The 14,979-nt window shown below is 53.1% G+C and carries 16 protein-coding genes; 5 read left to right on the plus strand and 11 right to left on the minus strand.

From position 1 onward, the window contains the following. Positions 1–21: 21 nt before the first annotated feature. From murI to radA, 9 genes are all read right to left on the minus strand, one after another. Complete coding sequence (murI, locus tag QTO31_RS14935) at positions 22–810, minus strand: glutamate racemase (RefSeq protein ID WP_301429884.1); 789 nt, start codon at positions 808–810, stop codon at positions 22–24. A 41-nt stretch (positions 811–851) separates the two neighbouring features. After that, positions 852–1,610 carry a gamma-glutamyl-gamma-aminobutyrate hydrolase family protein gene (locus tag QTO31_RS14940; protein ID WP_301429885.1) on the minus strand — a complete coding sequence of 253 codons (759 nt, stop codon included), beginning with the start codon at positions 1,608–1,610 and terminating at the stop codon, positions 852–854. A gap of 15 nt (positions 1,611–1,625) precedes the next feature. Continuing rightward, positions 1,626–2,378, minus strand: a complete 753-nt coding sequence (locus QTO31_RS14945; protein ID WP_301429886.1) for a gamma-glutamyl-gamma-aminobutyrate hydrolase family protein — start codon at positions 2,376–2,378, stop codon at positions 1,626–1,628. 191 nt (positions 2,379–2,569) lie between these two features. After that, on the minus strand, positions 2,570–5,221 hold the full coding sequence (locus QTO31_RS14950) for a GAF domain-containing protein (RefSeq protein WP_301429888.1): 2,652 nt from the start codon (positions 5,219–5,221) through the stop codon (positions 2,570–2,572). Positions 5,222–5,237: 16 nt separating this feature from the next. Continuing rightward, positions 5,238–5,816: a SpoIIE family protein phosphatase gene (locus QTO31_RS14955; protein WP_031459036.1), complete on the minus strand. Its 579-nt coding sequence runs from the start codon at positions 5,814–5,816 to the stop codon at positions 5,238–5,240. A gap of 9 nt (positions 5,817–5,825) precedes the next feature. Next, positions 5,826–6,236 (minus strand): anti-sigma regulatory factor, encoded by a 411-nt coding sequence (locus tag QTO31_RS14960; protein ID WP_031459035.1) that lies wholly within the window; start codon positions 6,234–6,236, stop codon positions 5,826–5,828. 110 nt (positions 6,237–6,346) lie between these two features. After that, positions 6,347–6,823: a D-aminoacyl-tRNA deacylase gene (dtd, locus tag QTO31_RS14965; RefSeq protein ID WP_031459034.1), complete on the minus strand. Its 477-nt coding sequence runs from the start codon at positions 6,821–6,823 to the stop codon at positions 6,347–6,349. Further along, positions 6,823–7,914, minus strand: a complete 1,092-nt coding sequence (locus QTO31_RS14970) for a PIN/TRAM domain-containing protein (protein WP_031459033.1) — start codon at positions 7,912–7,914, stop codon at positions 6,823–6,825. Before QTO31_RS14970 ends, dtd begins: the two co-directional genes overlap by 1 nt. 3 nt (positions 7,915–7,917) lie before the next feature. Then, positions 7,918–9,318, minus strand: coding sequence for a DNA repair protein RadA (gene radA, locus QTO31_RS14975; protein ID WP_031459032.1), 1,401 nt, complete (start codon positions 9,316–9,318; stop codon positions 7,918–7,920). 290 nt (positions 9,319–9,608) lie between these two features. On the opposite strand from radA, the gene QTO31_RS14980 reads away from it, so the two are divergent. After that, complete coding sequence (locus QTO31_RS14980) at positions 9,609–10,346, plus strand: winged helix-turn-helix domain-containing protein (RefSeq protein ID WP_031459031.1); 738 nt, start codon at positions 9,609–9,611, stop codon at positions 10,344–10,346. Positions 10,347–10,733: 387 nt separating this feature from the next. Here QTO31_RS14980 and QTO31_RS14985 read toward each other — a convergent pair whose 3' ends face one another. Continuing rightward, positions 10,734–11,069, minus strand: a complete 336-nt coding sequence (locus QTO31_RS14985; protein ID WP_031459030.1) for a DUF4491 family protein — start codon at positions 11,067–11,069, stop codon at positions 10,734–10,736. Positions 11,070–11,117: 48 nt separating this feature from the next. Then, on the minus strand, positions 11,118–11,531 hold the full coding sequence (locus QTO31_RS14990; protein WP_301429892.1) for a DUF4491 family protein: 414 nt from the start codon (positions 11,529–11,531) through the stop codon (positions 11,118–11,120). A 255-nt stretch (positions 11,532–11,786) separates the two neighbouring features. Between QTO31_RS14990 and rdgB the strand changes: the two genes are divergently transcribed. The 4 genes from rdgB (at position 11,787) to QTO31_RS15010 (ending at position 14,959) form a co-directional block, all read left to right on the plus strand. Further along, positions 11,787–12,389, plus strand: coding sequence for an RdgB/HAM1 family non-canonical purine NTP pyrophosphatase (gene rdgB, locus QTO31_RS14995; RefSeq protein ID WP_031459028.1), 603 nt, complete (start codon positions 11,787–11,789; stop codon positions 12,387–12,389). A gap of 183 nt (positions 12,390–12,572) precedes the next feature. Continuing rightward, complete coding sequence (locus tag QTO31_RS15000; RefSeq protein ID WP_301429893.1) at positions 12,573–13,493, plus strand: branched-chain amino acid transaminase; 921 nt, start codon at positions 12,573–12,575, stop codon at positions 13,491–13,493. A 434-nt stretch (positions 13,494–13,927) separates the two neighbouring features. Next, positions 13,928–14,635: an ABC transporter ATP-binding protein gene (locus QTO31_RS15005; RefSeq protein WP_031459026.1), complete on the plus strand. Its 708-nt coding sequence runs from the start codon at positions 13,928–13,930 to the stop codon at positions 14,633–14,635. A gap of 126 nt (positions 14,636–14,761) precedes the next feature. Continuing rightward, positions 14,762–14,959: a hypothetical protein gene (locus QTO31_RS15010; protein ID WP_031459025.1), complete on the plus strand. Its 198-nt coding sequence runs from the start codon at positions 14,762–14,764 to the stop codon at positions 14,957–14,959. Positions 14,960–14,979 lie beyond the last annotated feature (20 nt).

Raw genomic sequence — 14,979 nt, forward strand, 5'->3', positions numbered from 1 at the left:
GTACCGAAACAGCCATGACGGCTATTTGATGATCACATCTGTTGCCTCGATCTGGACGCCACTCAGTGGTAAAGGCGCACCCCAAACCCGATGAAGCGCCGGCGCAATCTGTGCTGGATCGCCGGTAGTGACACAACGAATGTTGCCACTCTCTGAGGGGTGATTGATCTGTTGCGCGATCCGTGCCGTTTGAGCTGCTACTGCCGGGCCGGTATCAATGATAACAACCCCCGGTTCGACACACGTCTCAATGAGTGGTTTCAGCGGAGGGAAGTGCGTACAGCCTAATACAAGCACATCAGCTTCGGGTGCGGATGCAAGATGCTTAAGAATCAGACTCCGGGTGTGCTCACTCGTTAACTCGCCAGCCTCGACCTGTTCAACCAGATCAGGACACGCCAGCGGGTACACTTCAACATCCGCTGCGTAGGCATGAACTAGGCTACGAAAACGCTCGCTGGCGATAGTCCCACTGGTCGCCAGCACGGCAACTTTCCCTCGACGAGTAGCCGCTACCGCCGGTTTTACACCCGGTTCCATGCCCACAACCGGTACCGGTAATGTGCGCCGTAAGAGTTCCACTGCTGCGGCGGTTGCAGTATTACAAGCTATCACCACAATGTGCGCACCGTGATCGACCAACCAGCGTCCGCAAGCCAATGCCCGATCACGGATTTCATCGATAGGACGAGGCCCATAAGGGCAGTAAGCACTATCGGCCAAATAAAGCAGATCGGCGGCAGGGAGCCTTTCACGGATGGCTCGCATCACCGACAGTCCACCCAGTCCAGAGTCAAAAATGCCAATCATATGTAGTTCAGTTGTATCGGATATCAACAGCCTTACGCCGACTACCCATGCTGGGTCGGGCGTTGCCGACATGCAGAAACAAAATCAGTGAAGAGTGCTCGCCAGCGCGGTTCACTGCTATCCCATAGATGTTCGGGGTGGCATTGTACAGCCATCAGGTAGTGACCATCGGTTGTTTCAAAGGCCTCGATGATACCGTCAGGCGCATGAGCGGTGATCTGTAAACCAGGTGCGAGCTGCTTGATGGCCTGATGATGCATCGTATTGCAGCCGATATGCGTGGTTTGCAAGATTGCGGCCAGCCGTGAGTCGGGGCGAATAGTCAGTGTATGGGTTAGCTCGGTCCAGGCCCGAGTGCGGCTGTTTGCACGATGGTCGATGGATGTGTCAAGCTGAGCAGGAATATCCTGGTAGAGTGATCCACCGAGAGCCACGTTAATGACCTGCAAGCCTCGACAAATGCCGAGCAGCGGTTTGCGATCTGCTCGCGCCCAGCGGGTTAATGCGATCTCAACTGCATCGCGTTGGCGATCAACATTTCCCAGCCTGGGGTGCGGTGCTTCGTCATAGTAAGCCGGATCAACATCATCGCCACCTGGTAGCAAGATACCGGCACAGAGATGGTACAAGTGGCGGATCGCCTCCAAATCATCGCTCAGATAGATGATAAGCGGAATACCACCGGCAGCTTCGATGGCGCGCAGGTACGTTGGACGCACAGCTTGCAGATCACGCCCATCGGTACTGTTGCCGACCGACATTGCGGTAATGCCGATCAAAGGACGGAGTTGAGTATTCATAGGTGTTCAATATGGTTATGCGGCGCGACTCTGACGGTGATGATCGCCACAGCTCTGTACAAACGCAGCAAAGAGATGCTGCCAGCGCGGATCAACGGTTGCCTGCAAGGCTTCAGGATGGCACTGCACGCCAATGATAAAGGTCGGCCCTTCACTCTCTAGCGCTTCGATCACGCCATCGGGTGCCCAGGCAACAGCACGTAAGCCGGTCGCCACACGGCGTACTGCCTGGTGGTGCAGCGAATTGATCATCAGATGGGTTGTTCCCAACATCCGGGCCAGGCGCGAGTCAGCAGCAATCGCAATCGGATGTGCTAGAAACGTCCAATCTTCGCGCGTATATGAAAGATTGTGGTCAATGGTTGTGTCGATCTGCGAAGGAATATCCTGGTACAGCGATCCACCGAGTGCTACGTTAATCAACTGCACGCCACGACAGATGCCAAGCAGAGGTTTCCCTTCGGCAGCGGCCCAGCGTGCCAGGCGCAGTTCGGTCAGATCACGGGGTGGATCGATTGTTCCGAGCCGTTCATGCGGTTGATCACCGTAGTGATTTGGTGCAATATCACCACCACCGGCGAGTAGGACACCATCGAGTCGTTCGTAGATGGTGCGCAATGTCGCAGCGTCAAGGAGCGGGGGAATTAAAAGGGGTGCGCCGCCGGCCTGCAAAACAGCGTCGATATATGTTTGGCGATGACCGTATGATGGCGGACACCAATCGCGATCATGGAAGGTACCGCACGATATTCCGATCAAAGGTGTCATCTACACTTCCTCCATATTTGAGGTATTGTTCGTATTATGAATGGGCATTATATCACAGCACGGTGAAATTTCCTCAGCCGGAAGATTGGTTATCCGTGATGAGGACTGTACAGGTTTTCTTCCTACCCGGCAGTGGGATGGATGTAATGAATAGCAGCAAACACGGCTAAAAACTGCAATCTTCGTGAACTCTAGCTGTGATCGCCAGCCACCGGGAGGACGAGCGAAAAGGTGCTACCGACACCCACCGTACTCTCCACCCATATCCGGCCACCGAGCAATTCCACCAGCGGTTTGACAATCGACAGACCGAGACCTGTACCACCGGCTTCTACCTTGAGCGGGTTATCGCTACGGAAGAAGCGATCAAAGATACGTGGCAGATCCTCAGGGCGGATGCCAACGCCGGTATCGCTGATGCTCAGCAGGAGATAACGACGGTTATCGCTCAGTGTACTTCGTATTGGTTCGGGCAGATCGACATTCATCACTTCGCGGGCTGCGATAGTGATCGAGCCGCCAGCCGGTGTATACTTCACCGCGTTGGAGAGGATATGAAACAAAATCTGGTGCAGGCGCATCGAATCGGCCCGGATCAGAGGCAGGCCCGGCGGGAGCAAGATAGTTAGTTGATGGCGTCGCTGTGTGATTTGAGGTTGCAGTTCGGCAATGACACCGCTAAGCGCTTCAGCAAGATGCAGCGCACGCCATTCGAGATCAATGCTCCCCGACTCAATTTTGGTAATTTCGAGTACGTCATTGATCAGGTTGATCATACGCTCGGTGTTGTTGTAAATCGTGTTCACAAATTCGCGCTGCGTATCATTCAACTGACCGAGGCCCCCCATAGCCAGCAACTGGGTGAATCCCTTGATCGCAGTCATTGGAGTACGCAGCTCGTGAGACATCGTGCCGATAAACTCATTCTTCATGCGATCAGCTTCAACTTCACGGGTAATATCGCGCAATACCAACAGTGCACCGAGCAGCTCGTCATCGTCTTTGAGTACCGGACTGAGCGCGAAATTGATCGTTTTCCCCGCAATAACCGCAGTCGTAGTAAACGTTCGTGCTGCACCGTCAACGGTTAACGGTCGGCGTAAGAGATCATCAAGTGGCAATTCAGCCGCATGGTTACCGAGGTAGCGATGAATGATGTCATGCAGGTTCCAAAGCAGTAACTCTTCCAATGGTCGATGGAGGATGCGACTGGCAGCCTGATTGATGCTGATCACACCACCGTAGAGATCGCACACGATCACACCATCGAGTAAACTTTGCAAGATTGCAGCGATCTGACTAGTCTCTTTTTGCTGGCGATCAAGAAGTTCGTAGCGACGTTCGGCTTCGGCACTGATCATGCGGAACAGATTAGCGTTATTAATGCCAATCGCAATTGCGCCGGCGCAGGCATTGAGCAACCGCACATGCCCTTCGCTGAAGAAATGGGTCTGTGGGTGCGAGAGGGTCATAACGCCAATGACCTCACCCTGCACAAAAAGCGGAACGGCGATCATCGATCCCTCCCGCTTCCGGCTACTGCCAGGAATGGTGATCCACCGCTCATCTTTTGCCACATCATGCACCAGGACGGTTTGCCCGTGTTGGGCTGCCCAACCGGCAATGCCCTGACCAATCGCAAAGCGTACCGTGTTGTCGGGGGTTACCTTTTTGCCGAGAATAGCACGTGTGACCAGCAGGCTGGGATTATCTTCTTCGGTGAGCAGAATTGAGGCATGTTCGGCTTGCACAATGCGCGCCAACATCGTCAGTGAGTTATTGAGAATCTGATCGAGGTCGAGGGTCTGATTGACCTGAGCAGCGATTGCGTGCAGTGTCGCCAGACGGTTCTTCTCTTCTTCCAGCTCACGAGTGCGTTCAATCACACGTTGTTCAAGTTCTGTATTGAGGGTGCGAATCGTATGATACAACTCTGCATTCTGGAGAGCAATGGCAGCCTGGCTGGCAATGCTCTGGGCCAGGTCTTGCATAAAGCGTAGATCGAGCGGGTTTTGCAGTTCTTGAAGGGTGATAGCACCGATCAAGCCAGTCCCACCTGTCATCGGGATGATCAAGACACCGCACCCGGCGATCAGCCAGTCGTGCGTAGGATCGGCAGACGGAGCAGGCCAGAATACACCGTTCTGAAATGCAGTCTGGAAAACGGGGTTTGTCTCAGGCAAGACGTAGCCGATGGTTGGGCCATCACCATTACCACGGGTGGCAACGACCTTGAGCCGTTGTTGTTCGTCAACCAGCCAGACGGCGACATGGTGTGCTTCGGTCAGACGATACAGGCTATCGATCACAATTTCGAGTAGCTCATCACGGTCGAGCGTTGCTGAAAGACGCTGTGAAATATCGTTGAGTGCCTTCAGTTGCAATGCACGCTGATCGGCTGCTGCTGAAGCAGAATCGAGGCTAGCAGCAATAAACTCGCGTTCCTGGATGAGCTGATTGGTGTGTTCAGACCAGATTTCGATCAGAATAGTTGTGGTTTGCTCAAAGAGATCGGCCAGGGCATCGACGATCGTCAGCTCGGCTGGTTCACGCAGTAATGTCGTGCGTAAGGTACGGTGCAGATAGTGGAGACTCCGTACCATTGCCGGTACATCAGGTTCGGTCTCGCCTGTTATCCAATCGGTAAACAGCTCGCGCAATGGCAACTCGTTGCCTTCCGCCGCAGCAATGAGAGCTAACACAAAGCGTTTTGTGTCAATGTGTGATTGTACCGCTACCGGGCTGGCAGCAGATTCAAGCTGATTTGACCAGTGCTGTAGCAAGGCGGTCTGTTGGTTGTCGAGCCATTGGCTGAGTGTGTACTTCATGATGCGCAAGGCCAACACTATCTGCTCTGTGCTATTCGCAGCGGATCACCACGACTGTTGCATCGTCGTTGTCCTTACCGAAGCGTTGCAAAATCTCGTCGGCAATCTGCTGCGGTGGCTGATAGAGATCGGGTGATTGCTCGGTTGTGAATCGACTCGAAATCCCATCACTATATAAAACGAAGATGTCACCCGAATTGTAAGTATAGGTCATACGCAAGAGTTGTGGTAGGCGATAGCCCACGATTCCGTTTTTCGATATTGGCTTGATCAGCAAATCACTATAGACTTGCACACCAATGTTTCCCACTCCTACAAACTCAGCGGAACGGTCTCTGGCATCGAGACGCAGCAGTGCCATCACTGCGCCACGACTACCGGCAAGTGCGCGATCCGCCTGATGCATCAATTCTGTTAGTTCCAGAGTAGGCTGACGTTTAAGAACACTCACTGCACGCTGCGCAGCTTCGGCAGCCGCTTCTCCACCGCCAAGCCCGTCAATTACCGCTGCTAAGAGGTGGTTGTCCGCGAACGGAAGAATGACATACGCATCGCCACTAACACTTTGCCCCGCTTTCGGGCGGATAGCTGCTCCCCACGAAAATTTCATAATTCCTCATCACTGACGCAATGATCGCCACTTCACTGCACGGACGGTTGTCCCGATCCCTGGGGTTGAACGAATCTCAAACTCATCCATGAGCCGGCGCACACCGGGCAAACCGGCTCCTAGCGAATGAGTCGTGCTATAACCATCGCGGAGTGCCAGTTCAATATCAGGGATGCCCGGCCCATTATCGCGTGCCTCAACCGCTATCCCCACGGTCGTGTTGTCACGCTGAAGACGGGTAAGCACTATTTCGCCGCCACCGGCATGCCGGATCAAGTTGTGAGCCAGCTCGAGAATGCAGATTTCAACGCGCGTGCGGTCGGTCTCACTGAATTGTAGCTCGGTAGCGAGTCGGCGACCACTGCTAAGCGCAACGTAGACATCTGCTTCACGCTGGACGCGAAACGTCATCGATTCCATACTGTCACAATTATACCCGATGGCGCTTAACGATATGTGACCGTACATTTGATTGTGGGTCGGTTTGAACGAGATCATCACTGCCGACAGGGAAAGATACAGACTCCTGCCTAGCTCGATGATCGGGCGCGGCGCGGCATTTGGAGGTCTCCACTATCAATGACCAGGGTTACCGGGCCATCATTGATCAAGGCAACCTGCATCATAGCCCCAAAGACACCAGTCGCAACACGGATGTTATGGGTGCGTAAAGCATCAACAAAGGCATCCACAAGCGGCGCGGCAAGTTCAGGACGGGCCGCAGCCGTAAAACTGGGTCGGCGACCCTTGCGGGTGTCAGCGTAAAGGGTGAACTGCGATACAACTAATGCCTCACCACCAACATCAAGCAAGGAGAGATTGAATTTTCCCTCCTGGTCGCTAAAAATGCGGAGTTGCGCAATTTTAGCGGCCAGCAGTATCGCATCGGTTGCTGTATCGGTATGGCTCACGCCAAGGAGAATCAATAACCCACGACCAATTGCGCCCACAATGTGACCATCGACCGTTACTGATGCTTCACTGACACGTTGAATAACTGCACGCATTACGTTTCCTCAACAGGAACTGCAAAGACCAGACGACCGGTTTGCGTCTGATGAATCCGGGTTACCACGACCTCAATCGTCTGTCCAATCAGATGCCGCGCATTCTCGACGATCACCGGTGTTCCATCATCAAGAAACCCAACTCCCTGCTGACGGGCGTTACCTTCGTTACGGATCAGAATCTGCAATCGTTGATCCTGCGCCACTGGCGGACGCAGGGCATCGCTCAATTGATTGATGCTCAGCACGGTTACCCCTTGCAAACCGGCTACGCGATGGAGATTGTAATCGTTCGTAATGATCGGGCAGCGATGCCGACGGGCCAGCTCGATCAATTTATCGTCAACACGAAGTGCGTCAGGGAGATCATAGTGAACAATCTCGATGGGTAGGGGCGAAGATTGTTGCATCTGGTTCAGTAAATCAAGGCCGCGCCGTCCTTTCTGGCGCCGTAAATCATCGTTCGAGTCGGCCAGCATTTGCAATTCGGTTAAGACGAATGAAGGGATGAGGAGTGTTCCTTCAATAAAACCGGTACGTGCCACGGCTGCGATCCGACCATCGATAATCGCACTAGTATCGATAAGATAGCGTCGCTCAGGTGGTGATGACGGAGGCGATTCAGAAGGGACTGCCGTTATAGTTGACGCTGACGTTCGCTGTTGTTGCCAACGATTGACGAGTTCGACAAATTCGCGTTTTCGTAAATACAGGAGCGATGCACTAAAGTAGATCAGAATTGCAGTGACGATGGTGGGTAACAGGTTTCGATACGGCGCAGGTAGCGTATTCAATGGTACGGTAAGCAATGCGCCGATAAAACTACCGAACACAACACCTAGGACGACTAGAATAACTTCATAGAGAGGAATAGTGCGTGCCTGGCGGAAAAGAGAGCGCAGTGGATCAACAATGACCCGTGGCGCAAGGATCAGCCCCAGGCCGCCACCGGCAAGCGCCAGCAACAGAGTCGCTTGAGTCTGTTCAACCGTTGGATTTGGCCCTGAGAGCGAGCGACCGATCCAGAAACCAAGATAGGCCATCCAGCCAAAGCCAAACAAGCGCACCAGAAGATCGAGACCTAGTCTCATATCTCACCCTTCATCAATGTCCAGCGTAGAGGAAGGTGTCGTTTTGCGGGTGAGGAGTTCAACGGCTTCAGATAGAGACCGTACTGGTGTGATGCGCAGACCAGTTGGTGCTTCGAGCGTAAAGTGTGCTGGCACAATTGCACGTCGAAAACCCAGCTTTACCGCTTCACTCAGCCGACGTTCAAGCTGACTGACACTACGTAATTCACCCGACAACCCTATCTCGCCAAGACAGACGATGTCGGGGTCAATGCGCTGATTACGGTACGATGAGGCAATAGCCAGCGCTACCGCAAGATCGGCTGCCGGTTCGCTGATCCGCAGACCGCCGACGATATTGACATACAAATCCTGATTAAAGAGTGGAATACCAACCCGCTTCGCGAGGACGGCGGTAAGCATCAGCAGTCGATTAAGATCAAAACCGTTGGTCGTCCGTCGTGGTTGAGCATTCCCGGAATGTGATGTCAGCGCCTGCACTTCAACCAGTAATGGACGGGTGCCCTCCAGAGTTACTGCAACTGTCGAACCAGGACTTTGGGTATTGCGCTCAGCGAGAAAGACTTGAGAAGGATTACGAACCTCGCGCAAGCCGTCACCGGTCATTTCAAATACTCCAACTTCATTGGTGCTACCGAAGCGATTTTTTACACCACGCAGGAGCCGAAACTGGTGGAAGCGATCCCCTTCAAGATACAACACAACATCAACGATATGTTCGAGCACACGGGGACCGGCAATTGCCCCCTCTTTGGTCACGTGACCAACCAGGACAATGGGAATAGCGGTCTCCTTCGCCAGTTGCATTAGACGCAAGGCCCCTTCGCGTACCTGGGAAACACTCCCGGCAGCGCTGGTTAACTCAGGGAGGTATACCGTCTGGATCGAGTCTACAATCGCGAGCCGGGGGCGTAAATTGCGGATGTGCTCAATGATCAGATCAAGCGACGTCTCAGCCAGGAGAAAAAGGTCATCGGCGTGAAGGCCGAGTCGTTCAGCGCGCAGCCTGATCTGTTGCGCCGATTCTTCTGCGCTCACATAAAGCGCCGGCCCGACACTAGCCGCGAAGTGCGCGGCAACCTGACCGAGGAGCGTTGACTTTCCCACGCCAGGATCACCACCGATCAGCACGACCGAACCAGGTACAAGCCCACCGCCGAGAACACGGGCGAACTCATCGGCGTAGACCGGGAGGCGTTGGAAATCGGTCAGGGGCACATCACGCAGACGGACAGGTTGATTCTGTCCGGTAGAAGATGCTCGTCCGCCACCGGTAGCTCGAGGTGGAATGACGAGCTGCTCGACCAGACTATCCCATGCGCCACATTCAGGGCATTTTCCCATCCAGCGTGTTTGCTGGGCGCCACATTGTTGGCAGACGAAAACGGTACGTGTCTTTGCCATAACCGTATTATACCACCGGACAAGTGATGCCGAATCGAAACGGAATCCATAATACTCCCATCCAGGCTTTTATGACAAAAATCGGTACCCTTCATCGAATTTTATTATACGAAACATAAATATTATGAAATTGGTAGAAAGTATTGTTGTTTCGCATATAGTATCAGAAACATGTTCACGATATACAGACTAGTACTATAGATTGGTAGGAGTAATGGGTGATTGCTCTTCGGTATGGTAAAGTCGTATAATCGGCGACACTGGGCTGTTCTGACGATAGGATATTCATCATGTTGACGGGTACTGCACTCCTCGTTGAGCGCGATAATCGGCTGCGTAAGGCGATAGTAGCTGAGCTGAACCGCTCACATTGGGCCGTTTTGGCAACCGATGATCTGTATGCTGCACGTGATTATTTGGAACGTGGTGCTTTTGACCTTTTCTTCTTTAATTTGAGCGTATCCCCCTTCTTGAATTGTGATATTTTGGAACATTTTTCGATGAAACGACCGGAAATGGTTTCAGTTTTGTACGGTCGCGGCTTTGAAGTAGCGTTGCGGCGACCTGCAATGGTTGAATATATGCCCCCGCCATTATCATCCAGGAATGTACGTCATGTGTTGCAGCGGATCCACCACCGCTGGTACCGCGCTCCATCGCACACCGGCAAGCGTCTGGCCGAGACCTCATCATTACGCTCATACGCCGTCCGGCCACCGATTATGATTGATGCCCATCAATCGTGTATCACCATTGGGGGCGATGTGATTAAACTCAGTGACGATGAAGTAGAAATCCTGGAGCGCATTGCACGAGCACCGCAACAGATGTTGTCGTTTCAATTGTTGGCTCAGATGTTGTATATCCAAGACATTAGCCACGATGAAGCTCGTGAAATGGTGAAGGGGCGGGTGTATCGCATCCGGCAGAAGATCGAGGAAAATCCCGACGAGCCAACCCTTCTCTGTCCGGTACGGGGGCTCGGCTTTACGCTGCGTTCATCGGTGACGCTGGTGCGGCTGGTTTAACGACTGTTATTATGCAGTTGAGCGCCTATCCGAAACATCACGACGGATAAACCTCGGCGATGGATGTAATGCGGTGCACGAGATTCACGAGGAGGGGTAAGGCGCCGCCTCACCCCTACCGGTATCCACGACGACGATCACAGAGCGCCTATCCGACACATTCTGTTGCAGCAGCAGATCAGTCGGGGCACAGCACTGCTGCGCCCGTCCTTCCATTGATGGGTTGCATCTATTGCACCGTGAGACGGTTATTCGGATAGGCACTAAACGACAACAAAAGTCGGGGCAGGTTGAAAACCTACCCCAACGAACATATCGCCAGTGCTACCACTTCCCACCAGACACATCGGCAGCTCGGACAGCCAGCTTGTCTTGTAAGGTACTCTCCTAGAGGTGCGGCGCCTTGATCTTCCGAATGAGTTCAACAAACGGCGGTAGCGGCTTTGGATTCGGATTACGTGGAAACCACCCCAATTCCGCCCGAACTGCCTGCTCCTTCAGCTCGGTCGCACCCCAGATGAAAGAGGCACCGGTCACCCCTAACAACGCCGACCATCCTGCGTCAGCGACAAAGAGCGATAGCACAACAATACCGATTCCAAACAACATTGGGTATGGCCACCAGAGGTATCCGAGGTAGTATTCCATCCGAATGACCCAGAAAAACCCAAACCCAATGATTCCCAGGCTGAACAGACCAATGGCAATTCCTTCCCACGACATAACGTTCCCTCACTAGCATTTCAATTCACGATAGGAGCTATTACGGTATCAGGCAACTTCCGGTTCGCGATCTCGTACCGATTGTTGAGTTATCAATGGTACATCGCTCGGCTCGCGATCAAGTGGGTCGTGAAGCGTCGCCCGTCCTTCGGCCAGATACCGGGCATGACGCGGGTTATGAGGGTTGGCCGGTGCATGGCCATGGCGTACTCGTCGATCCTGGCGTACCAGCTCGAAGGCATCCCACCACAATGCCATACCTACCACACTACATACGCCACCGATTGTTACATTCGGTGCAAAGAGTGCTGCAATGTTCAATCCGAAACCCGCAGCGATCAGAATAAACATTGGTGGCCGAATGTTGGCACATTTCGCCTCTAACCAGCGTACTCCAACGTGCCCCCACCAGATGCTAAGAAAGGTCGCGATGGCTAACCAGAGACCACTTGTTTGTAGCATTTCTCTTCCCTTACAAATCTATACAAATCTTAGCAATCCCTTGCAGTATTCCACAGGAACTCTTCCGTGTCAAGAGAAGAAAAAGACGTATGTAGACTCGGCAAGAAGTCTGTCATCGTGGAATGAACGAGGGTAAGACACCCGCGCTGCGTTGAGATAGAGCTGGTCAGGAATCATCAAAAGTTGCTCACGCCTGTACCTTCGTGTACAATGGCACACAACTTTGTTGGGAACAAATCGGCTTGTGTTAGACCTATGCGCGAACTACTTATCGCTACCCATAATCCGGGTAAATTACGCGAATTTGCCGACATATTTGCCGACCTTAACCTGCGTCTCTATTCGCTGGCCGATGTAGGCATTCAAACCGTGGTAGAAGAGACCGGACAGACCTTCGCCGAAAATGCGCGTCTGAAGGCCGAAGGGTATCGGTCACTTAGCGGCTTACCGACGTTAGCCGACGATAGTGGTCTCGAAGTAGCAGCACTCGGTGGTGCGCCTGGCATCCATTCAGCGCGGTATGGCGGTCTTTCTGGGGCGGCACAATTACAGTACCTGCTCGATCAAATGCGTGATATTCCCTGGCATCAACGACTCGCACGCTTTGTATGCGTCATTGCGTTGGCCCATCCTGAATACCCAACCGAACTTGTTGAAGGCACTCTTCCTGGTGTGATCGAGTTTACACCTCGTGGAACTGGTGGCTTTGGCTACGATCCGATCTTTTATGTTCTCGATGAAGATGCAACACTGGCCGAGCTAAGTGCCGAGCGCAAAAATCAGATCAGTCATCGGGCGAAAGCGGCACGGGCGGCTCGTGAGGTGTTGTTACGTTGGCAACGGGCGACAGATGGCTAACCCTTGGCCTTACGGGGATGGCTGAACATCTCCGTATTTTTTCACCTGAATACCTTTGTTTCTTCTCATCAGAGAAGTAAACAGGGTCAGAAGAGGAACACGCGCTCTAGAAGCTATTTCGCTTTTTCTCAATACAGGTAGCGGTGTATGTGAGATGGCTCATGTACCAAAAGGAGTAGGTCAATGCCGATCCAAAAAATGGACTACATCTGGTTCAACGGTGAGCTGGTAGAGTGGGACAAAGCCACTGTCCACGTGATGGCCCACGTTATCCACTACGGTACCAGCTTTTTTGAAGGTATTCGTTGCTACGAAACGCCGCAAGGGCCGGCTATTTTTCGCCTAACGCCGCACATGCAGCGATTGATCGATTCGGCAAAGATCTATCGCACAGTGATCCCGTACACACTTGACCAGTTGGTGGCCGCCGTGAAAGAGACGGTTCGCGCCAATCGGTTACGCTCAGGCTACATTCGTCCGGTCGTCTTCCGCGGTTACGGCGAGATCGGGTTAAACCCGCTCAACAACCCGGTGGAAGTGGCGATTGCCACAATTGAATGGGGGAAATATCTCGGCGCCGAAGCGATGGAACAAGGTGTTGATGTCTGCATTTCATCGTGGAATCGCTTTGCTCCCAATACCATGCCGGCCTTAGCCAAGGCTGGTGGCAACTACATGAATTCGCAGTTGATTAAGATGGAAGCCATCACCAACGGCTACGCCGAGGGCATTGCACTCGATGCAGATGGTCATATCAGCGAAGGAAGCGGCGAGAATCTGTTTTTGGTGCGTAATGGGATCGTTTATACACCGCCGTTGACTTCATCGATCTTAAGCGGAATTACCCGCGATACCGTGATAACACTGCTCCGTGATATGGGAGTTGAGGTGCGCGAGCAGATACTCCCGCGCGAGATGCTGTACTTAGCCGATGAACTATTCTTCACCGGCACGGCAGCCGAGGTCACACCTATCCGTTCTGTGGATCGTATTCCGGTCGGATCAGGACGGCGTGGGCCGATTACTGCCGCTGTGCAAGAGACCTTCTTCGGCATTGTGCAGGGAGAGCGCCCTGATCGTTATGGGTGGCTTGAGTATGCCTGAGTGCATCGTTAACAACGGATGAAACACGATAGATGGGCGCAGAGGCGCTGCGCCCCGACCGATGTATCACGCCGGGTAAGGGACGGTAACACCATGCTCCGCCAGGAGTAGCCGACGTTGCCCATGGAGGAGTAGTTCGTGAACCGCTACTCCTGATTTCTTCTATCGCAGGATATTTCGGCCAGGCTTTACGATGCCGAGCATGATCATTGAGGGAACAGTGTCTGGCCGTATCTGCTCGGCGGAACGGGCAGCAACACGTGGAAAGACGCGCTACGGATAGGGTTCGTAAACGCGTCATTCCGCGCTCTCCTCGCTGCTGCCGGGTCAGGAAAGACCGTTGAAATTCCCAATGGTGTCGCGCAGGCTATTGCATATGGTTGACAATATGCCGTATAATATCCATAAACCTGTGCAAAAGATTGCGAGAACATATGCAAACGGTTAACAACTCTATTATCTCTTGCGAGCACGTAACCAAGTCATACCTGGAAGGCGAACGTCGGCGTACAGTGTTGCAAGACGTCAGCCTGCGGATTCAGCCAGGTGAACTGGTAGTATTGCTCGGTAAAAGTGGCAGCGGTAAGAGCACCTTGCTCAATCTGGTAAGCGGCATCGATGCTCCAGACAGTGGTGCAATTTGGGTTGCCAACCAGCGCCTTGATCAACTATCTGAGCGTGAACGAACGCTCTTTCGGCGCCGATCCATCGGGTTCGTATTCCAATTTTACAACCTGGCTCCAACCTTAACGGCGCTGGAAAATGTCCTGTTGCCGCTCGAACTAAACGGCCAGCGCGGACCTGCGGCCCGTACAGCAGCTCTTACGATGCTTGAAGCGGTCGGATTAGCCGATCGCGCCAATACCTACCCTGATCGCCTCAGCGGTGGAGAGCAGCAGCGGGTTGCAATCGCTCGGGCATTGGTGCATAACCCCGATCTGGTGCTGGCCGATGAGCCAACCGGTAACCTGGACAGTGATACCGGTGCGCAGGTGCTCGATCTGCTCGACCGCCTGACCCGTCAGGTGGGAAAAACCTTGCTAATGGTGACACACAGCCGTGAGATGATCGGTGTGGCTGACCGTGTCTTTCAGCTACGCAATGGTCGCATTTTGGAAGAACATTCATCCCTGGTTGGATGAGTAGGCTGTTAACCGTTATGCAGTTTTATTCAGCCACTCGCAATCTTGCTACGCTACATTATGGTTGTGACCAATGGCTGTATAATCAATTGGTACGTTTATAGTCAAAAAGGAGGTGCTTCAGATATGATGCCACACAATTACTATACTACTCCCAAAGCTCCACGTTGGATCAAGACTGAAGCCGGTCAGTGGGCCTGGCTCACCAACGAAGAATGGCGTCAACTCGCCAATCGGGCGCTCAGTGTAAGTGAACGACAGCAACTGCTGGCCGAGGCCGAGCGGATGCGGTTACAGAGTACCTCTATCACCGATCACAACTGATTGATGTGCGTCGGGATAGT

This window comes from Chloroflexus sp. MS-CIW-1 (assembly GCF_030444705.1).
Classification (GTDB): Bacteria; Chloroflexota; Chloroflexia; order Chloroflexales; family Chloroflexaceae; genus Chloroflexus.

What these genes read in the sequence shown, in the direction of transcription:
- QTO31_RS15000 (WP_301429893.1), top strand. Translation starts at nt 12,573, where the DNA reads ATGCCGATCCAAAAAATGGACTACATCTGGTTCAACGGTGAGCTGGTA.
- QTO31_RS14940 (WP_301429885.1), bottom strand. Translation starts at nt 1,610, where the DNA reads ATGAATACTCAACTCCGTCCTTTGATCGGCATTACCGCAATGTCGGTC.
- QTO31_RS14990 (WP_301429892.1), bottom strand. Translation starts at nt 11,531, where the DNA reads ATGCTACAAACAAGTGGTCTCTGGTTAGCCATCGCGACCTTTCTTAGC.
- QTO31_RS14985 (WP_031459030.1), bottom strand. Translation starts at nt 11,069, where the DNA reads ATGTCGTGGGAAGGAATTGCCATTGGTCTGTTCAGCCTGGGAATCATT.
- dtd (WP_031459034.1), bottom strand. Translation starts at nt 6,823, where the DNA reads ATGCGTGCAGTTATTCAACGTGTCAGTGAAGCATCAGTAACGGTCGAT.
- QTO31_RS14955 (WP_031459036.1), bottom strand. Translation starts at nt 5,816, where the DNA reads ATGAAATTTTCGTGGGGAGCAGCTATCCGCCCGAAAGCGGGGCAAAGT.
- QTO31_RS15010 (WP_031459025.1), top strand. Translation starts at nt 14,762, where the DNA reads ATGATGCCACACAATTACTATACTACTCCCAAAGCTCCACGTTGGATC.
- rdgB (WP_031459028.1), top strand. Translation starts at nt 11,787, where the DNA reads ATGCGCGAACTACTTATCGCTACCCATAATCCGGGTAAATTACGCGAA.
- QTO31_RS14980 (WP_031459031.1), top strand. Translation starts at nt 9,609, where the DNA reads ATGTTGACGGGTACTGCACTCCTCGTTGAGCGCGATAATCGGCTGCGT.
- QTO31_RS14970 (WP_031459033.1), bottom strand. Translation starts at nt 7,914, where the DNA reads ATGAGACTAGGTCTCGATCTTCTGGTGCGCTTGTTTGGCTTTGGCTGG.
- murI (WP_301429884.1), bottom strand. Translation starts at nt 810, where the DNA reads ATGATTGGCATTTTTGACTCTGGACTGGGTGGACTGTCGGTGATGCGA.
- QTO31_RS14945 (WP_301429886.1), bottom strand. Translation starts at nt 2,378, where the DNA reads ATGACACCTTTGATCGGAATATCGTGCGGTACCTTCCATGATCGCGAT.
- radA (WP_031459032.1), bottom strand. Translation starts at nt 9,318, where the DNA reads ATGGCAAAGACACGTACCGTTTTCGTCTGCCAACAATGTGGCGCCCAG.
- QTO31_RS14960 (WP_031459035.1), bottom strand. Translation starts at nt 6,236, where the DNA reads ATGGAATCGATGACGTTTCGCGTCCAGCGTGAAGCAGATGTCTACGTT.
- QTO31_RS15005 (WP_031459026.1), top strand. Translation starts at nt 13,928, where the DNA reads ATGCAAACGGTTAACAACTCTATTATCTCTTGCGAGCACGTAACCAAG.